We start from the raw sequence: 21,045 nt of genomic DNA on the forward strand, positions 1-21,045 counted from the left end.
CCCTACTCGTTTGCCAACAATTCCATCACTATTATCCCATTTACTATCACTTATTCGATTAACTCATTGATATGTCTCATGGATTCCTCTAATCTATCTAAATAACTTCCACTAACAGATATATACTCAACTCCACGCTCATTTAACATCTTCTTCAGCGACTCATTATTCTTCATTCTAACTTCGCGATCGCCAAATGTTCTTGTGCCATCATTTATCCATTCAACATCTGGTTCTAAAAATAGCCATAAATCAAAATCCTGTCTAGCGGCTATTGAGTCCACTATACCGTCGAAATGACCCGCATATAGATCGGAGTAGTATTGAGTCACATTTGCTTCTGTATCGATGAACAGCACCCTGTTGGCTGTCTCTGCTTGCTTCTTTTCATTAAGCTTATGTTGCATTGCAATTTCTGCATAATCCGTTGGAAGCGACACATCAACAACACTATCCCCAAGTTGTTCATAAAACACCCTACCGTACTCTTCTACATAATTGGTATTGTATAACTTAGCTAAATTGCGAACGAGAGATGACTTTCCTGTTGACTCTGTGCCAACGACAACTACCTTCTTAACAAAGTGGGGTTTGATGATATCAGGAATCATATTCCAATGTTTCATGGCACCTTCTGTACGTAGCTTAGTTGCCGAGATGTTGTACGTTAAACGTTCTGCATCGATGACAATGTGCTCGGCCTTAGGATACAGCCCTTTAAAGTAGACATCATATTTGGGCTCAGAGCTGAATACGTGGGTGATTTCCTTTGTGATTGCGAACTTTATTTTCTTCGCTCCATCTTCCCAGTCAGCATACTGTCCAGTTTCTTTCTGCTCAATGGCGTGAACGTGTACATGTGGCATGTCTTTTGTGATTTGCCTCCACCATCTGAGTCTGATGTTGTATGGGATATGTTCAAATACAGCATTCGTAAATAGTGTGTTTCGTTCATATTCGGTATCATATGTGACAATTACATGTAGCTCGTCTACCTTCGTTGACGCTGTAATCACGGCATAGACATGTCCTTGATGTGGAATTAGAAATTTCCCGCCTATAAAACCTACTGTCTTAGACATGAGTTGTCACCTGTTTCTGGCCTTCGTAAATTTTACTCCAATTGATATAGGAGACGACTGAATTGAACAAAAATGCCGACCACATCAGTACCATAGCCCAATCATTTCCACCTTGTTGTAGCAACACAATAACCCAAAGTGTAATCGTAAGTACGTTAACAGTAATCCACAGAATCCACTGTTCGACATATCGCTTAATCATCAAAAATTGTGCAACGATTGAAAGCACTACAGCCACAGAGTCTAGTCTGACTTGTTGTCCACCCATGTAATCTAGCAAATAAGCGTATCCAATTGAAGCGAGAATTGAAATGATAGTTAGTTGAAGAATTTGCTTGTTAATTAACCTCTTAACTACAACATCTTCTCCACGAATACTATCTTTTGTTTTTGCTCTGCTCCACAAGTAGATACCTATGAATTGAATCGGTAAGTAGAATAATCCATTTAACATCGCTTCCCCAAACAGTCCGTACGTCCATGCAATATAAGCATATGTGGCCGCTTGAATGATACCTGCGTAATAAGTGGATATCTTCCCTTTTCCAGCAAGCACAACGCACAACACTCCGAATGTAGAAGATACCAATCCCAACATCGTGTCTTCAAATGCGAAAAACAGATAAACGTTAATTACCATAAAGAAGCTTAGCCATGTCTTTTCAAATATTGTCCATCCTTTTAACATTTTAGCCCTCATTTCTAAACTATTGGTATCGTAAGAGAGTACAACATCAAACTCGGATAATTTCATAGGATTAAGGGCGAACCTTGTATATGCCATAGACAAAAGGCTTACAAAACATCAATTTCTAAGAAGTATTTAATTTCATTGCTCAATAAGAAAAGGCTACCATGAAGGCAGCCAGTTCATCACTAACACACCTTTTAGTGAAAGTAGAAATAGTAGTAATTTAAATAGGTTATCTATTTTTTATTTACGCCAAAAAGTTGAACAGTCTGCCTTATCCAATACATTAAAGTCGATCATTTTTTCAAGTAATGAAAAATCAATCGGACCATCCCACGGGATACGTACCAACTGCTGGGTGTGACCATAGCCAGCCTGCACAATTTCATCAGCGAGATGAATAATCCCTGCATTTTCAGGGGCAACAGCCAAATGTTTTTTAGCTGTGCTAAAACCAATAATATATGTGTCGTGATCGGTAAACATAGGCTGATTCCACGCGATTTTCGGCATTAAACTCGGATATTTTTCAGTTACCCATTCTAAAACTTCTTTCGTTCGGGCTTGATGTTGTGGGTCATCAATACCCGCTAAGTATTCTGCGAAAACTTCCATACGGCGCCCTCCTAAAATAATAATTATGTAGTTCGGTGAAGGCGACTAACGAGGTAGCCGAAGCAATAAGACAGACAGTGAGTTTTCGCCTGGCTTATTGCGGAAGGCGTCCCCTATCATTAAGCGTTCTAGGTAGGATTCTTTATTTCAACATATATAGATACAAAACAATATTTTAAAAAATGGATATGTTCATTGTTGTCTCGGCGGGTTTCGTTTCGACAATCATTTCCCCATTCCGCATCGAATAAAGCACTGGTGCTTGCGTACGAATCGCTTCATATTCGGAATCAGCGTCAATCACAATTAGATTCGCCTTGTTTCCTTCTTTCACGCCATACTCGTCCTTCATGCCGAGCGCTTTGGCTCCATTTACTGTGATTAAATCTAGGGCTTTTACGATATAATTATGATCGGTCATGTGGCAGGCGTGCAAACCAACATCGACGACATTCATCAAATTGCCATCGCCGAGCGGATACCAAGGGTCCATAATAGAATCGAGTCCAAAGCTGACATTGATCCCTTCATCTACCATCTCTTTTACCCTTGTCAGGCCACGACGGACTGGATGACTGTCAAATCTACCTTGTAAATGTAAATTGGCTTTCGGCAACGCAACAAAATGAATGCCGGCTTTTTTCAGCGTTTGGAATAGCTTGTACGTGTATGCATTACTGTACGAAGCCATCGCGGTCGTGTGGCTTGCTGTCACCCGGTCACCCATGCCTAATTTCAGCGACTCCCCAGCGAGTACCTCCAAATACCTTGATTGGTCATCATCGATTTCATCGCAATGGATATCAACCAATTTATCATATTTGTTTGCTAGCTCAAGCGCCTTTAACACGGAACGGACCCCATCTTCACGGGTCAATTCATAGTGGGGAATCCCACCAACGACATCGGCCCCCATTTCAAGTGCTTTAACCAACAGTTCTTCCCCATTTGGTTGTGTATAAAGGCCTTCTTGCGGAAATGCTACGAGTTGCAAGTCCAACCACGGCTTAATTTCCTCTTTCACTTCCAGTAATGCTTCCAATCCTTTTAATGTCGGATCACTAACATCCACATGTGTCCGAACATGCTGTATACCATGTTTCAACTGCATTTTTATCGCCTTCAAGGCACGTTCTTTAATATCGTTTTTCGTTTCATTGGCGATTTTCTTTCTTTCAGACCAAATTTCGATCCCTTCGAATACAGATCCCGATTGATTCCACCTTGGGGTTCCGGCAGTAAGCACGTAGTCCAAGTGAATATGCGGCTCCACGTAAGGGGGTAGTACTATTTTTCCATTTAGATTGATGTTATTGAGATCACTAGACTCGCTTGTACCGGTAGCTGGTTTAATGGATTGTATGATACCGTCTCCCACTTCAATATCCCATCTACCTTTTTGGCCATAGAGCTTTGCATTCTTTAAAATCATTTAACAATCCCTCCTTCATGTTAGTACCTATCTTATTATAGCAACGGGCATTGTTGAAGACAAGATTTCCAGTCGTTTCCATAATAGAAGTACTCAAAACTCCCTGAGTACGACCCTCTTTCAATCGTTCAGGTCCCTATCCCGAAACTTCACCATAAATACACCACAATTGAGTCCATTTTATAATAAAGGATATTGTATTAATATCCGAACATGGTTGATTTACACTCCAGGCGGACGCTTTCCGCGGGCACGTCTTCAATCTCCTCGTCACTGCGTTCCTGCGGGGCTTTCAGATCGCGCTGTTCCCGCTGGAGTCGCCGCCTTACGTTACAATCAACGGAACTCATCCATGCAAACGAATATTCGATAATGGAGTTGATGCAATTATTTAATATTGAATGAAAACCAGCTTGATTGGGAGATAATCCATTCAAAAAAAGCACATCAATTTTATACAGACTGATGTGCTTTCATTTATATTTAATTCTAATTAAATTCTCTCTGAATAACTACAAAGTTCAATTAAAGTGCCATCCGTTGAGGCGGGATTAATATAAATGAGCCTTCTTCCACGTGCGTTCGTGCGTAGTGTGTCCTCTAGAAAACGAACGCCACTTTCACTTGCCTCGCGTATTGCTATGTCCAAATCGTCAACTCGGTATGCAATATGATGCACGCCTTTTCCACGTTGCTTGATAAACCGAGCCATTGGAGAGTTCTTGTTGGTTGGTGCCAGTAATTCAATTACTTTATCTTCCGTTCTGACTACAGCAACATGCACTTCAACACCAGGTGCATCGCTTGTATAACGGTCTTCCACTAATCCTTTTAATACATTAATGTAAAAGGGAAGAGCATCATCAATGCTTCGAACAGCAATTCCAACGTGATCTAAAACGTATCCCAATTTTGCTCCCCCTTTCAGCTATGTCCTTACTATCAGCTACATTTATGCGAACCTAATGCATAGGATCGCCTTAGATTTCTTGCTTAATCCAACAGCTCTTCTTGAATCAGCTTAAATCCTTCAATCATCGTGTCTTCTTCCACTTCTATCAAAAGGCAGCGTTTTCCATTGTAATTAACCTGTCTGACATATCTTAAGTCTTGCGGGCTGATTGCGATATCCGCTACTTTCGTGCTGATTTTGATGGACTTGGATGTGTAACTTGGAACGACATGGCTTGCTTTCATTTCATACGTTTCGTCATCAATCACCTTTTGAAAAGCCATTTCCACTCTTTCCGTATTCACATTCTTCACGCCGCATGCCTTCAACACACGTTCCATCTCTTTCGTATCCAAGGTAGGGATGCTTTCGTCTTCCTCTTCCTCGTCTCCCTCATCCATCATGCGATTGATTTCTTCATATACGTTGGCGAGGGTCCGCGTATTCACTTCATCACCAATCACTTCTTTTACAATCTCTTCGAAGACGGCTTTGTCATCCGCGGCGGTCATGATATCTTCACCGTCCAGTACATTCTCGATGAAATTAATGTCCGGCTTATTCGCTTTGCCTGCAGCGTAAAGGACGTGATTGACATCTGCCGCGCCATCCGTAAAGCTAGGAAACCAAAATCCACCAATTGGAGACGCAAGATTAATGATGGGATCGGCTATCGTACTCGACTTAAACTCCCTCTCGATAAAGTCAAACACAAGTGAACGTTTCGGCAGTTCGGTCTGATTCATGCTACAAAGGATGAAAGGGTTCGTAAACACCTCATCCCGATTGTCTATTTCGGATTCATCTGAATTTCGTTTCGTCGGTTTATAATAATTTCCGCGAATGAACGTTACGACCAAGTCCTTTTCATATTGGACGTCCTGAACCATCTTCTGCGTGATACTATGCATACCCGCTTTCCATTCTTCAACGTCGTCTGTACGAAGACCTTCATATAAAAGCTGCTGCGTATGGGCCGTTTGCTCTTCCGCGGGACGCGTAAAACTGACTTCAAACAGTTTCACATCCAACTTTCCACCTAAAACCTTTTTAAAGTTGGTGAGGAATAATTCTTGTTCCTCCCGATCTAACAAGGGAAACGGCTGGCTCTCCTCATGAAAGATGTCAGTACTCTCCTGCTTAATATACACTTTATAAATATCAGTAATTTTCAGTAAATCAGTGTCCAACTTAAATTGTTTACGAATCGCTGCAATATCTTTCTTATTCATCTCAAATTCCAACTCCCTAGCTAGTATTAGAAAAGCGTAAGGCGCTGCTCAGCTCCGACAGGCATAAGACAGGTCGGCGGAGCGGCGTTCTTTGCCGCATAGTCGAACTGACTTATGACCCGAGGAGTTGGCGCCTGGAGCTAGATCACTAGAAATGCGTAATGCGCCGCTCAGCTTTTCACACGCCCTTATTATAGCAATATTTACGTTAAAGACAGGAAAGCAGTCTATTTTGAAAGACATGCGGATCAAAAGTCTTTCTTGTAGAAATGGAACTAAACGGGTAAAGCAAATCAAGTAAGCCATCTCGATAACAAGTCCACTTAAGGTATATTTTTAGTGTTTCATTTCAATTGGATTCAACAGCTTAACTAACTATTCAATACCATAATGTTTACAATCCCTATAGATATAGTATATATTTATAGCAGAAAGTTTGAAAGGGAGATTGAATATGACAACGATTAAAAATGATCATTTGAAATTCGGCAGTGCAGATGCACCTTTGAAACTAGAGGCTTTTATTAATTTGGCGTGCCCAGGCACTAAAAGAATTTATCATTTAGCAAAAGAAGTATTGCCAACATATATCGAAAATGGTCAAATTGAAGTGATTGTGAAATTATACGATAAACCACGCGAAGAACTTCTCCACGGCGCATTGATTCACTGGACATTCGACAACGCGAATCCAACAGAAACATTAGATGTCATTGGTAAACTCCTTGAAACACAACCAGAATGGCACGAACTATCAAATAAGGAATTAAAACGATTGCTTGTCGATAAATACAACTTGCAAGAAGAGGAACGCCTTGAAAACGTTGATGTTAGCTTGGCGATTACGGCTGAAGCGATTGAACGTGAAGTGAAAATTGTACCCACTTTATTCTTCAATGGTGAAAGGTTATTAGGTTTTACGTACGAATTAGAACCGGCTGATTTAAAACAAGCTGTAGAAACGGCATTGGCAAAAATTTCATAAAACGATCAATGAGGAATAGCTCATTCAATCGATTGACTAAGACAAGATCTCAAATCAGAGGTCTTGTTTTTCTTTGTGATTTTCAATGCATATGCTCATTTTATTATTTCTATAAAGTGTTTTAATATCCTAGCGGTTAAACCCCAAATTGTATACTTTTCATAATCGAAAAACCATTCTTCCACTGAACGAGCTCTCCATTGATACTGAGTACCATTCATTATTTTTTCAAACGGGAAGTTTGGTAAAGGCACTGGATCCACAGATATTAAATGCATATAAGGCTCATAGTTCAATAGCCATTTAATGGGAATTGTAAATACTTCTTCAACTTCATCTTTGTTATACGAATGGATAATTTGATTGTAATCAATGATTGCTACAAAGGGATAGATAACAAATGAAGACGAGGCAATGAACGGGCTTAATGTCCCTACAATCGTAACTGTTTCTGGGTCGACACCTAATTCTTCATGCGTTTCTCGTAAAGCGGCTGCCATTGGGGATGGGTCTGTGGAGTCGATTCGACCGCCGGGAAAACTAATATCACCTGGCTGTTTTCTCATGGTGAATGAACGTACTTCGAAAAGAATATGCCATTCTTCCTCCACTTTAACGAGTGGTAGTAAAATCGCTGAACGAAAAGCCGTTTGCTCCCCTATAAACAAGGGCTGACCTTCATTTAACTGATCCTTCAATTTGTCTAGAAACATGAAATCCCCCTCACCTCAATGTTTTATATTCTATATATCGTATCACTAAAAGATGTATGTTAAAAGAACCCTATTGAATCCGCTGCTGCGCTTTTTGGGGGGCCTTCCGCCATAAGCGAGGAATGATAAAGTGCCGGCTTGAATAAGGGCGGAATTCCCACTATAAACGCTTTGGTGCTCTGTGGATGCCCCCCAGCGAAAGCGCCTACATTATAATCATCCCCTCAACATATAGCGAACTTTTTTCCGTTATAATTAGAAGAACTTTCTGCTCAGGCGTCGCCTCTGTCCAAATCGGCTTCCCCAAAAGTAATCGCTGAATTTCCACACTGCCTTTGTACTAAACCATACCTACACTTTCTATAAATCTAGGAAAATACCTTCAATAATTCTTTATTTTATTGCTTATTCTTATCACCACAAACACAAATTACCATTATACAAAAAACCTTGAAAGGCATTTAGCCAATCAAGGTTCAATTATTTTTTATATTTCAATGCTTCTTCTAATATATTCTTTTCATGTTCTAACATACCACTGACTATAACGCCACAAACCATTTTATTTATGTCTAAAGCAAATCCCACATTATCATTTTGTATAATTGACACAGTATCATTTTCCGAAAATGAAATTAATACCTTATCAATCCCTATATATACATTCAATTTACTATTTTCATCTATATACGTCTCATCGTCATATTCTTCAACTTGGAAATTAGGTATACCTTTAATCAAAGTTATATTTGTCATATCCAAGTTCGAATTTTCTATCTTGTATACGTTTTCACTTAAAGTTAGTGTAATAGAACGAATATTCCCTTTATACTTCCCTACTCCTATTTCAATTAAAGATTTCTTGAAATCCCCAGTTCGCCAATATATCGTTGGTTCCTTTGATATATTCCAAGTACCGAATTCTATATTAATCGGTGTATAAACATCATATTCAATATTCACAGACTTACTTTCTTTATACTCTGTTACTTTTAACATAATCATGTCTCCTTCTATGGTCTATATACAGCGCGCTTTGTAGTTAGCTATATAATGTAATTCATTACTAATTCTATTTTTAAGCCAACTAGCCTAATTAAATTCGTAAGTTTTTGTCTTGTTACCAGTAATAATACTTCGTATGTTTAAAATGTCATCTCGACTAATTATCGTACATTTTTCATAAACAAAATATCATTATACAAATCCTTGTAGTAAAACCATCAAAAGTTTTTGAGTTTCTTTGTTTCAGTTATAATTTCTTTATATTTATCTATCTTAAATATCTTCTTCCCATGCTTCTTGTGCATCCAACAACCTTTGTGATAAAAACTCATAAAAGTTCTTTGCTGTGTTGTAGTCATCAAGTCCCCCAGGTCTATTCCAAGCTATTACTGGGCACTCATTATTCTCCATTTTGCTTGTATATAGGCAATAAACATATTCTCCAGCATTTTCGATAACTACTAAATCCTTTTCCAATCCTAAATCTCTATATCTCTTTGTGTTAACAACAACAAGAGCTCTATTTGACCTAGTCACTCCTGAAATATCAACTCCAAATAATCCACCAGAACCATATGTAGTTAAAAACCACTTAAAACTTTCTGGTAATTCCACCCCTAGCTTATTTTGGACAAGATTGATTTGACTTTCATCTACTCGACCAGTAAAGTCATCTGATTCCATATGATCATTTATAAAATTTGTTAATTCCTCTTTATCCATATATGGTTCCTCCTTTTACAAGTCGCTTTTCTCGATTTGCTTAGCTCTCCATCTCCATTATTTACCCCTAAAGTTATCGTATTGCTTTTTTAATACAGGATCATTTCTAAAGCTCCCACCATTCTCCACCTTGTAAGCCCTATATGATGTTTCAACAAATTATATAGTACGTACAACACCTTTAAAACGTATGACCTATTTAAATCTATTCTATAAATAAGAAGCGGTTTATTCGGCACTAGGTAGACCCACACAAAAAAGAAACCTTGAAAGGCATTTAACCAATCAAGGTAATCGAATTCATTTAAACTATTAATATATTTTAAATGTGCTCTTTATAAGACCTCTGTACTAAAAAATCCAATTAACTGTTACTCTCTCTTTCTTCTATGAATTCTAAAAAGGAATCTTGCAGTTCTCCTTCCGTATCAATAGAATCAAGCAGTAATTTAGGCTCTAAAGAACAATCTTTTAAAGTCGAACTTCCATCAATTACTCCTAGCATGTTTGAAATAGTATCAATCATAGTTTGTTCAATTATGTTCATACATGTATCTTTATTTTCGTCTGTTAAACTATCGTAGAAACCAACAGCTTTTTTCCAATAATCATCTGTTTTAGAAGTAACATTCGTTGTTTCATACAAGTCTTTGTATACTAGAAGGTTCTCTTTAACAATAGAATCATAAAGTGATTTAACAAAAATATCATTCATTTTATTTCCTCATTTCTGGGTACATTTTTTTGTTTAATTCAATAAGTTCTTTTAAAGCAGAATTCGGTATGTCATCATAGACTCTTCTAAGTTCCCTAATATCTCTTGCCAATAACTGTCTAGGATTATCTATTCCTTTTGTACTTCTTGAGACTATTCCATTAGGTCCTTTAATGGTGTGCCCCACCTTTGGAACATTAATTGCAGGTGCAGTATTTAAATCATAATTATCTACTAATTTCTTCGTTGCTGCCTTCTGTCCTGCATGATGCGCATCAAGCCCTTCTACTCCTTTAAAATCTTTATATGCTCCAACTTGATATTTACCCGTACCCTTACCAGTAACATTTTCAACTTTCTTAGGACTTATCCACTTCACAACTGGATTTTTCCTAACAAGTTTAATACCCGCGTTACCCGCTTTTATCGCCTTCCCAAAAGGGGTAAACGAGGCTACTGCCAATCCCTTGGCCGCGAAGGAGGCATCGCGATTCGTGATTGTATTTAAGTCATCCAGGAATAAAAAGTTAGCTACGCCCAACCCGGCTTTATCAATGAGGCTCAGTTCTTTTGGTCCGTAATCCTTTGAAACACGGACGACTCCCTGGTTCATCATGATGTATTCGCCCGTATGTGGATCGATTGCGTAGTCATTCACTGGATTACCTACATGTTGTTCTTTTTCCATTGCGGCATAGAGTGCCTTCAACTGCTCATCTTCAGAAGTATTTGCCCCTACTAGATTGCCAGGTTCATCACCGGATCCTTGTCCGCCATTTACGCCATCCATCCCAGTGTCCGTTGCGCTAAATCTGTTTGAGTGTATTTTCCACCTGATTATCGTCCTTTTCATAAATTCTTTATTTATTGCTTATTCTTATCACCACAAACGTAAATTACCATTATACAAAAAACCTTAAAAGGCATATTAGCCAATCAAGGTTATTCTTTAATTTCATTAAATTTCCACCTTGTTCTCAATTAAATACTTATATCCTAATTTTTCTTTAATTAAGGTTATAGCGTTTTCTACCTTCTTAAAAAATACGATCTTTTCATTTTCATTTGAAAATCCTTTGAACTCAAAGTTGATAGCATTGTCTTCAAATAGACTATCGTATATATTCTGTATCTCTAAAAGCATATTATCAATTTCGTCTTCATCCTCAAGTTCTCCAACTAAATCATTATCAACTAATTCACCTTGTTCATTATATATCCACATTGGATAGCATTGATATTCCAGAAATATCTTAATAATGTTCATGGTTCTCCCCCTTTTTATTATGATAATGATTTTGGATTTGCCCCTACTGCTGAAGTTCTTTTGGTCCGTAATCCTTTGAAACACGAACGACTCCTTGGTTCATCATGATGTATTCGCCCGTATGAGGATCGATTGCGTAGTCATTCACAGGATTACTTACATGTTGTTCTTTTTCCATTGCGGCATAGAGTGCTTTCATTCTCTCGTCTTCAGACGTATTCGCCCCTACTAGATTGCCAAGTTCATCACCGGATCCTTGTCCGGCATTTACGCCGTCCACCCCAGCCGTCTGTGAACAATCCTTCGATATCAGAAATCCATGTTTCCATCGTCTTCAGATCATTCTCTATCGGGTGAGGACATTTACATTATAGCTTTTGAATTTCATGAAAAACTGTAACAACGGCAGGTGGCACTCCGCATAAAATGCACGGATCGCATCCCCCCCTTGTCCTTTCTGTCTTAAAATTTAGGTTTATTAGTTTATTATAAATATTTAATAAAAAACCCTTCCACTCTTCTAATGCTGAATTTGAATCTTTCTCTGGGTTTTCTAACATTCGAAATCCATCTGCGTAATGAAACATTAGTAATCCTGTTCCTAAATCACATTAATCATTTTCAATGAGTGCTTTTGGAACAACAAACCCACTATTCCAGTTATAATTTGCTGCAAAAAAATGGAGTATTAGTGGATTGTCTACATTACCTAATTGACTGATTATATAATTTTTATCCGTATAATAAAGCAGTTCTTCCAGAAAAGTAATTTCTATGTTACCCATCAATTAAGTCTATTCTCCATACTTATAAGTGTTTTCTTACTCATAATTTGTAGTAGTAATAAAGTCAAAAGTATTAGTTGAAGTAATTTCATTGTTATACTCAAAGTTATATATCAGAATTACTGCATTATATGATTTCTTTAAGTCTATACTTTTCTTAATTTGTGGGATGATAATTTCTTCATACGAACACCCAGCTAATAATGTGGAAATATCACTACTACTATTCTTATTGACCGCTTTTTCTATAGTATCCTCATCTGTTTCATCCATATCAATATTAAAATCGATAAAAAATTTGGAAGGTACAGACTCGCCATCCTCATCATACGTTAAATCTACATACTCTCCTATAGAGTCCTCTTCTTTAATATTACCTAACCAAAAAGAAACCCATCCTCGTTTTTCCATTATAGTATCCTCCTACTTTAATCTAAGACCTTCCGGTAAAGATGAAACCCCACCCTCTAGCCTATAATTAGCCTAATTATTAAGTCGTCTTACAAATGTATTATAGTCGTTAGAAGTATCTATTATTGCTAACAATTCATTATGTACTTTAGTTGAGCCTAAACCTTGTTTCCAAGTCATTCTCTATTAAAAAGGGACCTGGTACTAACACAATTTGTAATTGTATCAGAACTAGGTACCTTAAATTCATATTAACCCCTACAAACACGATTGTTAATCTTTATTAACTAAATAAATGACAGTCATATGACGCTAAATATAATTACTGAATTGCTGATTTTGCAAGCAAAAGTTAAGACTTTAAGTTTCACCTTTTAAATTTGAGATTTAAAATCAATTCCTGAATATTTTCAGTAATAATATCGAAAGTACCTCTCTGAAAATCTTCTAAATAAACTTTTCCACATTTATTCTTAACTACCACTAACAATCCATTACCCTCAAGTCCTATAGGTATGTTTTCTAATCTGTTCCCATGATTTTTCTTATACCCTTTTAATACCTCTTGAAATGAACTTAATTCAATACTTGGTAAGACAGGCTCTAATTTTATATAATGATTGTTGATAAAACCGTCTAATTCTGCGAACCAATATGAATTAAAATACTCAATTATCGTCTCATGAAACTCAATTCCAAATTCCTCTTTTAATTGCTTGAAATCATGTAAATCTTTTTTTTCTACAGGTTTCCATGAAACATATTCATCTTCATTAATTTCACCTTCAAAGATTATTGAATTATTGGTTTCATCAATTACTGGAGTTTTAAATAGAAAATCTAAACCCCCATCCGCTAAGTCTCTTCTTAATCTAAAATATTGTTGCATCGCTTCTTTAGTAGACAATTATATCCTCCTTCACTTTTTTAAGAATTTTTCAAGTAATATAGCATAATCATTATCATTTCCAAATGATAAAAAACGAGTCTATATCTATACCTTCTTTATATTGGATGATAACTTTCATTAAAACGATGACGTCTTCTTATTTTACAAACTATACTCAGTCAACTCCAGGGGCGCCCCGCAAATCATGATAATTCAACTGAATCGGTATTCTTTTGGCATCTAATTATTTACTCAAAAAACGGACTACATGATTAAGAGATTAAAATCGGGGTATATCAAAGACATGCTTCACTTATACAAATAGACAAAAAACTTGGAGGAGATTATAATGGCTTTGAAACTAACAGGAGAAAAGAAATGGTTGAAACTTGGTGCAGCAACAATCCTATCGGTCGGGATGCTTGCAGCTTGCGGAGACGGTGAAGACGATGATGTCAATGTGGATGTTGATGATCCTGTAGAAGATGTCAATCCTAGTGACGATACAGATGTGGATGTAGATACTGACGATGGAACGGATACAGATGCGGACGCAGATACTGACGATGGAACGGATACAGACGTGGACGTAGATACTGATGATGGTACGGATACGGATGCAGACATTGAGGATGGCAGTGATGATGATGGCACCGAGGGTTGATCAGAAAAAATGTTAAGCGCTAAGCTTATAAAAGGACTGAATGGCACAATGGCCATCCAGTCCTTTTTGGTACTCAGAATATAATTTTCAAATGAACATTCCAGCGATTGAAGCACTTAATAAGGAAGCTAACATGCCTGCTGCGACTGCTCGCACGCCAAGTTTAGCAATGTCAGGACGGCGACTCGGTGCAATAGAACCCAATCCGCCAATAAGAATTGCTAATGAACTTAAATTCGCAAAGCCGCACAGCGCAAAACTTACAACAATGACAGTTTTAGGACTGAGTGAAGGTATTTCAGGTGCAAATGACGCATAAGCAACAAATTCATTCAACACAAGTTTTTGGCCTATGAATCCCCCTGCAGTAACCGCTTCCGACCAAGGAACGCCGATTGCAAACGCGAGCGGTGCAAACAAAACACCAAGAATCCCCTCAATCGTCAACGACTCAAAACCAACTATTTTACCCAGCCCGCCCAGCATTCCGTTCATTAAAGCAATAAGCGCAATGAACGCCAATAACATCGCACCGACATTCAAGGCAAGTTTTAATCCATCCCCTGCCCCACGTGCAGCTGCATCGATGACGTTCACCGATTCCTGATCTTTTTCCATGTCAAAGGTTGTAACTTCCGAACTTTCCGTTTCCGGTATAAAAATTTTCGCCATTATCAATCCTGCCGGTGCAGCCATGAAACTTGCCGCAATCAAATACTCAAGAGGTATGCCTAAAAGTGCGTACCCCGCCATAACAGAACCGGCGATAGACGCAAGTCCGCCCGTCATGACTGCAAAAAGCTCTGACTTCGTCATTTTTGCGATAAACGGTCGAATGACAAGCGGAGCTTCCGTCTGACCGACGAATATATTCGCGGCCGCTGACACCGATTCCGCCTTACTCGTGCCAAGCAGTTTCGATAATGCGCCTCCGATCAGTTTGATAACCATCTGCATAATTCCAAGATAATACAACACTGAAATCAAGGAAGAAAAGAAAATGATGATTGTCAACACTTGGAACGCAAAAACGAAACCGAATTCTTTAACATCCGCCGCCGGACCGAAAAGAAATGCAACCCCTTCGCCAGCATAGTCAATGACATTTTGCACGAGGTCGGAAAACGCTACCAAGCCCGCTCTACCTGCTTCCCATTTCAAGACGATGAATGCAAACGTCACTTGTATGATTAAACCAACGACGATAGTGCGGTAATTAATCGATTTCTTTCCGTTAGAAAAAAGAAATGCAATTCCTAACACGACCACTATCCCTAAAAGTCCCCACAATAAATTCAACAGCTACACCTCTATAATGGAATTTCTCCATTTATAATTTTGTTTCAAACTCAATAATTCACACTATTTATTACCCAACACATTCGTCTGACGTCGGACAACTAAATGATGATATCAAACGAAATGGCATAAGTAAATGAATTGTGTGAAGAACAAGAAAAACTATGTTTTCATAATGATACAACGGTTAGTATTCCACAAATTTTCGAAATTACCCATCTTTAATTTGACGGAATTTTTATGTACCCACGCATGATAACATTTCCAAAATAAAAGGCAGCCAACTGTTGATTTAACGGGTTCGATTGATGGGGAGTAAAACGCTATTGACAGCTTAAATATCAAACTAATCTATGTTTCAACAGCAAATAAAAACGCTCAGAAATTTGAGCGTTTTTTGACACATATTATTTTCCTTATTTCACTAAAGGGCCGTTAGCTATACAAAATTGTTTTTACCTCTTCAACTTTGTCCTTGAATTTCACAGGGTCTTCATTCTTGATTTCATTTAATAAGTTAACTATCGTCTCCTGGACTTGCACGTTAACCTCTTTCAATACTTCTGCAAATAACTTTCTATATTCATCATGGTTTAGTATCCTAAAATGCATAATTTCTACCCATTCTCTGCATTTTTCAACGTTAGCAGGAATGGCATTAATCTGTAACTTCAAACTTTCTTTTGGAGAAAGTTCACCTAAATATTCTATTGTGTGTATTAAACCCCACATTACTTCTTCGTGTTCGGTGTCATCTTCTAATACATCAATCAATTTTCCAATTATACGATAATCATTTGTTTCAGATATTTCTTCTAACGCTTCTTCAAATAATAAAATTTCCTTTTCAGTTCTCATAAAACGATTTAACTTCAAAGTATTTATTGCATTATTTAATTTCACACGACCACCATCTTCAATTCCAAATTTTTATATGTAATATTTTAACATTACTATTCCGTTATGCTGTCATTTAGTTGAATAACAATAAAGGCTGCCTCTCGATAGTTCTGCTAATGCACTCCGTTAGCTTAAAAAGAGGCGTAGCTATTATTTATATTTCACTCTAGATTTTCAGCTAATTCTTTTATTGCTTTTATTGATTCAGATGCAAATTCAACCGAGGCATCATAATAGTCTTGCCCGTTTTTCAAAAGTGAAAAATCACCAATTTCAATTTTTAGTAAAGTACTACCATTTAGGTCTTCTAACTGATATAGATATGCCACATCACCTTCATTCGGTTTTACTTCCCAATTCGATGAGTATAGGGCTATTTTTAATTCCTTCATTTCTACTGTCTTAATAATCGTTGTAACAGTCTGTCCACCGTTAGGATGCGCCCAAACCACTTTACTATCCACACCCATATTTTCACTAGGATAATTCTCTGGTAGTTCATCCCACTGCGCTACAAATTTCGGGTTAATGAGAACCTCCCATACTTTTGAAGGAGTTGCCTCTATATGAATTTCAGCCTTCACAATTAGTTTGTTGGTCATAATACTTACCTCCTTTAAAAGCAATTATATACTGAATTTATTTCAGTTATAATTTTATTGACTTAAACTGCACTGTTCGTGAAAATGCGCCTCTACTTGTTGTAAAAACACAACGAGCTAGCTTCACTGACTTCGTTGGACGCTTTCGCAGGTTGATTGGAAACCTCTCGAGATTGGTTGGACATTTCACCGACTTAATTGGACATCTCGATAGATTCGTTGGAAATCCCACTACTTCGACCGACTACATGCGTCCAGCCAACCAAATTTCAACATGCCTGCCTACATCCAATAAAATAAAAAAAATTCTTTTTACATTGTTGTCTCCTTTCCCCCACTTTTCTTCTATATAAAGAATAAAGGGGATATTCTTTATGACAACTTACCTAACGGAATACGCACACTTCGCAAATAAACACGATTTGGACGTAGCAACAAGACAACATGTACTCACGCACTGGAATGAAATAAATCAAACCGAGCGGGCTGTTCTCGATATGATCCGCCGGTACTCCGTCAAATATGGTGCCGCTCACTTGAAACACGAAACCATCGAAAAGGCCATCAAGAAATCCAACGCAACTGTCCGACGTGCCATTCGCAAATTAGAAAAGCTTGAAATCATCGAACGCATTCACTATATCCGCCCTGTCATGAGCGGTCTAGGTGCCAACATTTATGTCATTAAACCTACTAATGACCAGTCGAAATTGAACACCCCGGAGATTACCGAAAAGCCTTCTGGCAGTAGGGTTGAACCTGCTAAACCGCAAACCGAAGCTTTTCTTTCTAAAGCGCTAAGTAATAAAGATCTTAAAAGAACGTCTCCTCCGGAAATTGTTCCTGCTACACTTTTCGGCAAGATGAAATCTCTTCTTTCTTCAACAATCGGAGATAGTAAATTAGCACGCAATTTTTACGGCGTCTACCGGAAACAGTCCCTGCAAATGCTGAAATTCAGTATCCATGAAGACAAAGGGGAACTTTTCGAGCAATTGGCCATGCAGGCACTACGTATTTCAATTCAAACAACAAAGCTTAAAAACATTAGGAATCTACCTGGTTATTATTCAGGCGTCTTGCGCGAACTCATCGACAAGGCTTTGTTTAGTGAGGCATTTATGGATTATGACGTGCCATTTGAGGGGTTTTTCTACCGCTAGAAGTCATTCTATCTGAGGAATAATTGACCCAAAAACTTTGACTATAAGACAGGTACCTCTTCTTAAGGTCAAAACTTTTTTATCTTGATTCACCTATCCTTCCAGTTCTTAATCTTAAGGGTCCGGATTTTCAGGTACTTCTGGTTCGGACTCTTAGAAACTACTGGTATTACAGTCATCCCCTTCCTTCTTTTCTGGATAGTAGTTAGTGAATTTTTTAAAGCACCTTATTGTTACAGCTATAAATAGAAAAGTAGCCACTATTGCTAGGCCGAGGGAGCTTTTCAGAAAATTTACTATGTATCCGGCTTTGGGTATATGAAATTGTAGCGACCCAATAACCAACTCCTTTGGAACAAGGTCTTGATCGCTAATATTATTTGCATCTCCTTTTGTTTGAAAGAATATGTCATTCTTTTTGTCAACGACATCTACAATTCTGTGCGTTATTAACGTATTATTGCTGTTTTTAAACGTAATTATGTCATTCACTTTTGCTTCCTCTGAGTTAAAGGTTTTAATCACTAATAAATCCCCGACTTTAAGGCTTGGTTCCATACTTCCAGTTAAAACGGTCGAGCTCATGTATCCAAATATAGTAGGAGGTTTCCCGGGGGTATTACTGGAATGCCATAGTGAATAGATAGAAGCAAACCCAACAATTATTAGTAAGGTAGCAGTACAACTTCCTATCCTTCTAAAATACTTTTTCACAGCAATAAATCTCCTTTTTTAAAAATTCATCAAGTCATTTATCAATCTCTTGTGGATTCATACACCTACACAGAAAGGGAAATTATCATTGCGTTAGTTGTAGTATTGAAAAGTATTTTTGTGAAGCGGGGGTATGAAGCATGTCCTACTTATTGTCCCAAGTCGTTGGTCACATTACTTTATGATAAATACGAATCATTTATTCCACCGACCTACAACAAACAATCTTGCAATCGAAAAATTATAAAAGCGCACTCCGCGGAGTGCGCTCAATGCAATATCCTTATTTGAAATAACAGCATACAACTATTCTTTCAGACGTTCCTGTTCCTCTAAATGCTTGCGAAGCCGAATCAAATAATCCGGTGCATCCATGGGATCAGAGACAATCATTTCAATCATGCACAACTGACTCGTTTGCGCTTGCTCCGCTGCAACAATTGCCTCATCCAACTCTTGATTGGTACGCACCGCAACCGTGAACGCCTTACCGCCAAAGGCTTCAGCTAGCTGCGTATAATTCCAGTCCGGAATCTCGTTGTACTGCTGGTTGGACGTTAAAACATTCAAATACTTCTCAATCGTGTAGCCGCTGTTGTTGAGGATGAACAGAATCGGTCGGCAGCCATTATCCAGCATTGTGCTGATTTCTTGAACCGTCACCTGCAGCGAACCTTCTCCCGTAAACAGCAGCACACGTCTGTCCGGTTCCGCGATGCATGCCCCGAATGCGGCAGGCGTTGCATAGCCGATACTTTGCCAACCTTGCTGGCTAATGTATTCAACCCCTGCTGGAAGTCGCACTTGTGACATGCCGTATGAAAAGGTTCCAGTCTCAACCACAACAATGTCTTTGTCCGTCAACATCCGCTGGAAGCGTGGATAATAAGATTCCGCCCGGATTGGCTGCTCCGGCTCGCCAGATAGTTCATCATAAGGGAAGGAAACCTGAGGTAAAGCGCCACTTCGGGACCAACCACACGCGCTCAAGGCAGCAATGAGATCTGCCGCCATCACCTGCTCGTACATGGATTCCCCGACCCGTACAAACTCGGGCTGAATGTCGATGAGACGAAGACGATCAAGCTTTGTCGTTTCTTTAGCGGAATTCGTGTCGTTCCAAATCATGCCAACCGCAATCACACACTCCGCGCTTTCTACGATTGTACTGACCTGTTCACTTCCTAATGCTCCGCCGTATACGCCGATGTAATTCGGATGGCGTTCATCGAAGCTACTCTTGCCCATCATAAGCGAAGCAGCCGGTACGTTTAAATTCGACGCGAGCTGGTGAACGGAATCTCTGAGTCCATAGCGGAGCGACAGCATATCCGATAAAAGCACTACATTGTTCGTCCCATTCAACAATTTCGTTATTTGCTGAATCGCTGCCTCAAGCGCAGGTTTGTATGTCGTGATTTTTTTCACTTCCGGAACAACGCGCTGGACGATGGGCTTTGTGACCAAATCCATAGCTACCATCAAATAAACCGGCTTGCGTTTTTGTTTAGCTATACGGATTGCTGCTGTAATCTCCTGTTCGGCATTTTCCGGCGTCACGATTGCTGTGTAGGCGCTCAGATGCGAATACACTTGCCGGAATACGTCAAAATCGCCGTCCAGCAGGGAATGATGCGCTAGTTTATGCGCCTGCTGATCCATTGATTTGGGCGCTCCGACGATATGTATGAGAGGTACATATTCACTGTTCGCACCCGCAATAGAATTGCAGGCGCTCATCTCGCCAACGCCAAAAGTTGTAATGAGCGCCGATAGGCCACGAAGTCGTCCGTAACCATCAGTTGCATATCCCGCCCCCAGCTCGTTGCGTCCATTGATGAAACGGATTCCATCATATTGCTCCAATGTATCCAGAAGGCTGAAATTGTAATCACCGGGAACACCGAAAACTTCGGTAATGCCTTCCGCTTTTAAGCTGTCGAAAAGATACTGTCCGAGTGTGGGCGGGTGTGTTGGTATGGGCTGTTGCATTTTATCCATTTAAATATATTCCTCCTTCACGTTTTTCACAGGATAGCTATTTCCGTAACCAATTGAGCGTTTCGGTAGCTACTCTATATATCTAAATTACCCCATTTCCTCATGCCTACTCCCAATTTCTCGTCGGTTCTATCCGTTCATACGAAAGAAACACTACAACAAGCCGCTGTAGTGTTTCTTTGCTGTTTTTCTTCCTATTTGAAGG

Annotated in this window: 24 protein-coding genes and 1 pseudogene; 3 read left to right on the forward strand and 22 right to left on the reverse strand. The window is 38.8% G+C overall.

All coding sequences use genetic code 11. The features are described from left to right. Positions 1-50: 50 nt before the first annotated feature. The 6 genes from nadR to AC25Y6_RS00975 form a co-directional block, all read right to left on the reverse strand. Positions 51-1,082: a multifunctional transcriptional regulator/nicotinamide-nucleotide adenylyltransferase/ribosylnicotinamide kinase NadR gene (gene nadR, locus AC25Y6_RS00950; RefSeq protein WP_488141769.1), complete on the reverse strand. Its 1,032-nt coding sequence runs from the start codon at positions 1,080-1,082 to the stop codon at positions 51-53. Next, a complete protein-coding gene (gene pnuC, locus AC25Y6_RS00955; protein ID WP_488141770.1) occupies positions 1,075-1,782 on the reverse strand; it encodes a nicotinamide riboside transporter PnuC in 708 nt (235 codons plus the stop codon). The genes nadR and pnuC overlap by 8 nt, the downstream gene beginning before the upstream one ends. Before the next feature lie 234 nt (positions 1,783-2,016). Further along, complete coding sequence (locus AC25Y6_RS00960) at positions 2,017-2,388, reverse strand: iron chaperone (RefSeq protein ID WP_482104792.1); 372 nt, start codon at positions 2,386-2,388, stop codon at positions 2,017-2,019. A gap of 175 nt (positions 2,389-2,563) precedes the next feature. Then, positions 2,564-3,820 carry a cytosine deaminase gene (gene codA, locus AC25Y6_RS00965; protein WP_482104793.1) on the reverse strand — a complete coding sequence of 419 codons (1,257 nt, stop codon included), beginning with the start codon at positions 3,818-3,820 and terminating at the stop codon, positions 2,564-2,566. Between the two features lie 493 nt (positions 3,821-4,313). Continuing rightward, a complete protein-coding gene (locus AC25Y6_RS00970) occupies positions 4,314-4,730 on the reverse strand; it encodes a VOC family protein (protein ID WP_488141771.1) in 417 nt (138 codons plus the stop codon). 83 nt (positions 4,731-4,813) lie between these two features. Further along, a complete protein-coding gene (locus tag AC25Y6_RS00975) occupies positions 4,814-6,004 on the reverse strand; it encodes a DUF4317 domain-containing protein (RefSeq protein ID WP_482104795.1) in 1,191 nt (396 codons plus the stop codon). A 454-nt stretch (positions 6,005-6,458) separates the two neighbouring features. On the opposite strand from AC25Y6_RS00975, the gene AC25Y6_RS00980 reads away from it, so the two are divergent. Further along, positions 6,459-6,989, forward strand: coding sequence for a thioredoxin domain-containing protein (locus tag AC25Y6_RS00980; RefSeq protein WP_482104796.1), 531 nt, complete (start codon positions 6,459-6,461; stop codon positions 6,987-6,989). A gap of 95 nt (positions 6,990-7,084) precedes the next feature. Here the strand turns inward: AC25Y6_RS00980 and AC25Y6_RS00985 are convergent, their stop codons facing one another. The 11 genes and pseudogenes from AC25Y6_RS00985 to AC25Y6_RS01035 form a co-directional block, all read right to left on the reverse strand. After that, the gene (locus tag AC25Y6_RS00985; RefSeq protein WP_482104797.1) at positions 7,085-7,702 is read right to left on the reverse strand and encodes an NUDIX hydrolase; all 618 of its coding nucleotides are present in this window, start codon (positions 7,700-7,702) and stop codon (positions 7,085-7,087) included. Positions 7,703-8,182: 480 nt separating this feature from the next. Beyond that, on the reverse strand, positions 8,183-8,701 hold the full coding sequence (locus tag AC25Y6_RS00990) for a hypothetical protein (protein WP_482104798.1): 519 nt from the start codon (positions 8,699-8,701) through the stop codon (positions 8,183-8,185). 279 nt (positions 8,702-8,980) lie between these two features. Then, positions 8,981-9,430 carry an SMI1/KNR4 family protein gene (locus AC25Y6_RS00995; RefSeq protein WP_482104799.1) on the reverse strand — a complete coding sequence of 150 codons (450 nt, stop codon included), beginning with the start codon at positions 9,428-9,430 and terminating at the stop codon, positions 8,981-8,983. Between the two features lie 364 nt (positions 9,431-9,794). After that, positions 9,795-10,145: a transposase gene (locus AC25Y6_RS01000; RefSeq protein ID WP_482104800.1), complete on the reverse strand. Its 351-nt coding sequence runs from the start codon at positions 10,143-10,145 to the stop codon at positions 9,795-9,797. Position 10,146: 1 nt separating this feature from the next. Further along, positions 10,147-10,998, reverse strand: a complete 852-nt coding sequence (locus AC25Y6_RS01005) for a hypothetical protein (protein WP_488141772.1) — start codon at positions 10,996-10,998, stop codon at positions 10,147-10,149. A 105-nt stretch (positions 10,999-11,103) separates the two neighbouring features. Next, complete coding sequence (locus tag AC25Y6_RS01010; RefSeq protein ID WP_488141773.1) at positions 11,104-11,412, reverse strand: hypothetical protein; 309 nt, start codon at positions 11,410-11,412, stop codon at positions 11,104-11,106. Positions 11,413-11,455: 43 nt separating this feature from the next. After that, positions 11,456-11,692, reverse strand: coding sequence for a hypothetical protein (locus tag AC25Y6_RS01015; RefSeq protein WP_482104803.1), 237 nt, complete (start codon positions 11,690-11,692; stop codon positions 11,456-11,458). 66 nt (positions 11,693-11,758) lie between these two features. Continuing rightward, on the reverse strand, positions 11,759-11,881 hold the full coding sequence (locus tag AC25Y6_RS01020) for a T7SS effector LXG polymorphic toxin (protein WP_482104928.1): 123 nt from the start codon (positions 11,879-11,881) through the stop codon (positions 11,759-11,761). Next, positions 11,868-12,197, reverse strand: a pseudogene (locus AC25Y6_RS01025) (DUF4274 domain-containing protein); the annotation flags it as partial. The pseudogene AC25Y6_RS01025 and the gene AC25Y6_RS01020, both read right to left, overlap by 14 nt. A 36-nt stretch (positions 12,198-12,233) precedes the next feature. Further along, positions 12,234-12,608: an immunity 22 family protein gene (locus AC25Y6_RS01030; protein ID WP_482104804.1), complete on the reverse strand. Its 375-nt coding sequence runs from the start codon at positions 12,606-12,608 to the stop codon at positions 12,234-12,236. A gap of 367 nt (positions 12,609-12,975) precedes the next feature. After that, positions 12,976-13,497 carry a SecY-interacting protein Syd gene (locus AC25Y6_RS01035; protein ID WP_488141846.1) on the reverse strand — a complete coding sequence of 174 codons (522 nt, stop codon included), beginning with the start codon at positions 13,495-13,497 and terminating at the stop codon, positions 12,976-12,978. Positions 13,498-13,846: 349 nt separating this feature from the next. Here AC25Y6_RS01035 and AC25Y6_RS01040 point away from each other — a divergent pair, with 349 nt between their 5' ends. Beyond that, the gene (locus AC25Y6_RS01040) at positions 13,847-14,161 is read left to right on the forward strand and encodes a DNA primase (RefSeq protein ID WP_482104805.1); all 315 of its coding nucleotides are present in this window, start codon (positions 13,847-13,849) and stop codon (positions 14,159-14,161) included. Between the two features lie 87 nt (positions 14,162-14,248). On the opposite strand, the gene AC25Y6_RS01045 is transcribed toward AC25Y6_RS01040, so the two are convergent. The 3 genes from AC25Y6_RS01045 to AC25Y6_RS01055 all read right to left on the reverse strand — a co-directional run bounded on the left by AC25Y6_RS01045 (position 14,249) and on the right by AC25Y6_RS01055 (position 16,962). After that, positions 14,249-15,460 (reverse strand): NupC/NupG family nucleoside CNT transporter, encoded by a 1,212-nt coding sequence (locus AC25Y6_RS01045; protein ID WP_482104806.1) that lies wholly within the window; start codon positions 15,458-15,460, stop codon positions 14,249-14,251. A gap of 435 nt (positions 15,461-15,895) precedes the next feature. Then, positions 15,896-16,363, reverse strand: coding sequence for an Imm30 family immunity protein (locus AC25Y6_RS01050; RefSeq protein ID WP_482104807.1), 468 nt, complete (start codon positions 16,361-16,363; stop codon positions 15,896-15,898). Positions 16,364-16,521: 158 nt separating this feature from the next. Continuing rightward, positions 16,522-16,962 (reverse strand): SRPBCC domain-containing protein, encoded by a 441-nt coding sequence (locus AC25Y6_RS01055; protein WP_488141774.1) that lies wholly within the window; start codon positions 16,960-16,962, stop codon positions 16,522-16,524. A gap of 374 nt (positions 16,963-17,336) precedes the next feature. Here AC25Y6_RS01055 and AC25Y6_RS01060 point away from each other — a divergent pair, with 374 nt between their 5' ends. Further along, a complete protein-coding gene (locus AC25Y6_RS01060; protein WP_488141775.1) occupies positions 17,337-18,125 on the forward strand; it encodes a helix-turn-helix domain-containing protein in 789 nt (262 codons plus the stop codon). Positions 18,126-18,278: 153 nt separating this feature from the next. On the opposite strand, the gene AC25Y6_RS01065 is transcribed toward AC25Y6_RS01060, so the two are convergent. Continuing rightward, complete coding sequence (locus AC25Y6_RS01065) at positions 18,279-18,839, reverse strand: signal peptidase I (protein WP_482104810.1); 561 nt, start codon at positions 18,837-18,839, stop codon at positions 18,279-18,281. 306 nt (positions 18,840-19,145) lie between these two features. Next, positions 19,146-20,840 carry an alpha-keto acid decarboxylase family protein gene (locus AC25Y6_RS01070; RefSeq protein WP_488141776.1) on the reverse strand — a complete coding sequence of 565 codons (1,695 nt, stop codon included), beginning with the start codon at positions 20,838-20,840 and terminating at the stop codon, positions 19,146-19,148. Between the last annotated feature and the right edge of the window lie 205 nt (positions 20,841-21,045).

Source organism: Sporosarcina sp. Y1004 (genome assembly GCF_057669665.1).